Here is a 2,726-nt window from a genome sequence, read left to right as displayed (position 1 = left end):
GCGGGCATCAAGAATACGGCAGTAAGAATAGAGTTTTTATACGTTCACAGAACGCAAATGAAGCCCATAAGAATGATGACGGCAAGTCACGTGTAGAGCTTATACCGCCTTTAGCACTGATGGAAATCGGTCGTGTTTTAGAGTTTGGAGCAAAGAAATACGGAGCAAACAACTGGCGTAATGGCATGGATTGGAGCCGGTTTCACGGTGCTGCTTTGCGTCATTTATTAGCATGGTTTGGTGGAGAGAGTAAGGATGCTGAGAGTGATTTGTCACACTTGGCACATGCGGCTTGTTGCCTTCTTTTCTTAATGGAATGCGAGGCAAAACAGATTGGTCAAGATGACCGCCCTCATAAAAATTAATGGAGATCAAGATGAGTTCAAATGAAATGATAATTATGGGTGTTGTATTTGGTACTTTGCTTTTTGGCATAATAATGTTGCGTGTTGCATTGCATTATCGGGATAAGGCGAAAAGATTTGCACGGCAGGTTGAAAAGCTTCAAGTCCAAGTTACAGACCTTGAGAGAGAAATTGAAGAACAAGAGATTAAGTTTTTAAAGGAAACCAAGCAGAGCATTGATGAGTGTGATGAGGATATCAAAAAATATGAAAAGGAAATTAAAGAACTTAATCAACAGATAGATGCGTATGATGAAGCGTTCAAACGGAAGAACGATCTTATAGATGAACTAACAGCAGATGTTCAATCACGCGATGAGCAAATAGAGAATCTTAAACAAGAGCTTAAGCAGCGTGATGCATCTGTAAAAAAGCCTTCTCATAAGAATAAGAAGAAAAGTAAGTGAGGAGAGAGATGGGTTTTGTTGCACTTATTATATCTTGTTATGCAGCTTATAGCGCTTTTAAAACCATAAAAATGCTTAGAAAAGAGCTAGATGAAAAAGACAAAACAATAGACGAGCAAAATCATCTAATCAAAAAATTATCTAACCCTAACATTTCCTATTGTGTGAATTGCAGCAAAATTGTGTGCAGAGAAGTCGTTTAAAGCACCATTCTAAAAAGGGAATAATCAGTAAATACAGGTGTTTCAGATGTCTCATACAATTCTTTGTTTTGATCTAGGTACGAGGACAGGGTGGGCGCTTTGTGGTGCGGATGGTGGTATCACTAGTGGCACCGTTGATTTTAAATCACGCCGTTTTGAAGGCGGTGGGATGCGTTATTTACGCTTTAAGAGATGGCTTAATGAAATAAAGCAGGCAGCAGGTCAAATTGATGCGGTGTATTTTGAAGAGGTGAGGCGTCATGTTGGTACCGATGCAGCGCATGTTTACGGTGGCTTGTTAGCAACGTTAACGGCGTGGTGTGAACATCATCAGATACCGTATGAGGGGATACCGGTTTGTACAATTAAGAAAGCGACGACGGGCAAGGGGAATGCGTCGAAAGAAGAGATGATAGAGGCAATGCGTGCAAAAGGACACGCGCCTTGTGATGATAATGAAGCGGATGCTTTAGCAATTTTACATTTAATTAAAGAAAGGGAACTGGGGTATGTCTAATGGGATGCCGTGGATACGATTTCATTTGTATGACTGGATCAGTGGTACAGATGGAATGACATTGGAGCAAAGAGGTGCTTATATGACACTTCTTGTTCGTATGTATGATAAAAAAGCACCAATTAAAGAAGATTTTGAAACGCTTTCACGTGCTTGCAATTGTTCACAAAAAAAGTTTGCAACTATTGTCGAATATTTAATGAGGAACGATAAACTTATTGAGATAGATGGTGGGTTGTGGAACACGCGCGTTGAAGAAGAACTAAAAGATTTTGCTGATAAAAAGGATCACATATCGCAAATTCGTAGTGAAGCTGGCAAAAAAGGTGCACAAGCAAAAAACAATACAAAACAATGCGTTAATGATTTTGCTGAAGCAAACGTCAAGCAAAATGATTTTTTTGCTGAAGCAAACGACAAGCAAAACGTTTTTTTTGCTGAAGCAAAAAGTAAGCAAAACGTTTTTTTTGCTGAAGCAAACGACAAGCAAAATCAAGCTATAAAGAACCAGAATAAGAATAATATATATAAAAAAAATAAAACTATCGTTTTATCAAAAAAAGAAATTGATTTTGAAGATTTAGAAACAACCGATTTGGTTGACGAGCCAACAGAGGTTGCTGATGTTGAAAGCCCATCAGAACAAATCGAAACGATAGCAACCAAACAACCGCCCATTCACGAGCAAGAAAGCGTTCCCAAAAAACCAAAACGTTCAAAAGCTCATCGAGGCTGTCGATTGCCTGATGATTTCGAACCCGATTACGATTTTGCACTTGCAGAGGGCTTGCCACCAGAGCGTATCAAAATTGAGATCGCAAAGTTTCGAGATTACTGGCGTTCAAAAGCCGGTGCAAATGCAACCAAAATCGATTGGCAAGCAACATGGCGTAATTGGGTAAGGAATTCAAAAGATCATAAAATCAATCAACAAGGTGGAAACTATGGAAATTGCACTCAAAAGCAAAAAAGCATTGGCGAAAAGTTCGCAGACAGTATCCTTGATATCGGAAATCGAGGGTACTTTGAAGCATATTCACGCAATGATACCCCCGAGCGGTCCATTTATTTTGAAGGATGGCAGCCAATTAACACAACAGCAGGAAGAGATAGCCTTAGATGCTTTTGATCAATTGCAAGAGCTGTTTGCAGAAAAAGCAAGCAAAGAGGATATAGCAAAGGCTATTCGCATGCT

The 2,726-nt window shown here is 39.5% G+C and carries 4 protein-coding genes; all 4 read left to right on the top strand.

Annotation, left to right across the window (positions count from 1 at the left end):
- The first annotated feature begins 38 nt into the window (after positions 1-38).
- Positions 39-365 carry a dATP/dGTP diphosphohydrolase domain-containing protein gene (locus PVV64_RS10210; protein ID WP_273760877.1) on the top strand — a complete coding sequence of 109 codons (327 nt, stop codon included), beginning with the start codon at positions 39-41 and terminating at the stop codon, positions 363-365.
- Positions 366-376: 11 nt separating this feature from the next.
- Entirely contained in the window at positions 377-811 is a 435-nt protein-coding gene (locus PVV64_RS10205; protein WP_273760876.1) for a hypothetical protein, read from the top strand.
- 249 nt (positions 812-1,060) lie between these two features.
- Positions 1,061-1,531, top strand: a complete 471-nt coding sequence (locus PVV64_RS10200) for a crossover junction endodeoxyribonuclease RuvC (protein WP_273760875.1) — start codon at positions 1,061-1,063, stop codon at positions 1,529-1,531.
- On the top strand, positions 1,524-2,660 hold the full coding sequence (locus PVV64_RS10195) for a YdaU family protein (RefSeq protein ID WP_273760874.1): 1,137 nt from the start codon (positions 1,524-1,526) through the stop codon (positions 2,658-2,660). Before PVV64_RS10200 ends, PVV64_RS10195 begins: the two co-directional genes overlap by 8 nt.
- Positions 2,661-2,726: the final 66 nt, after the last annotated feature.

Source organism: Bartonella sp. ML70XJBT.G (assembly GCF_028618575.1).
Lineage (GTDB): Bacteria > Pseudomonadota > Alphaproteobacteria > Rhizobiales > Rhizobiaceae > Bartonella.
Note: the sequence above shows the minus strand (reverse complement) of the source record. Positions and strands in the feature narration are given on the sequence as shown.

Coding starts and splice junctions, on each gene's coding strand:
- PVV64_RS10205 (WP_273760876.1), top strand. CDS start 377: ATGAGTTCAAATGAAATGATAATTATGGGTGTTGTATTTGGTACTTTG.
- PVV64_RS10200 (WP_273760875.1), top strand. CDS start 1,061: ATGTCTCATACAATTCTTTGTTTTGATCTAGGTACGAGGACAGGGTGG.
- PVV64_RS10195 (WP_273760874.1), top strand. CDS start 1,524: ATGTCTAATGGGATGCCGTGGATACGATTTCATTTGTATGACTGGATC.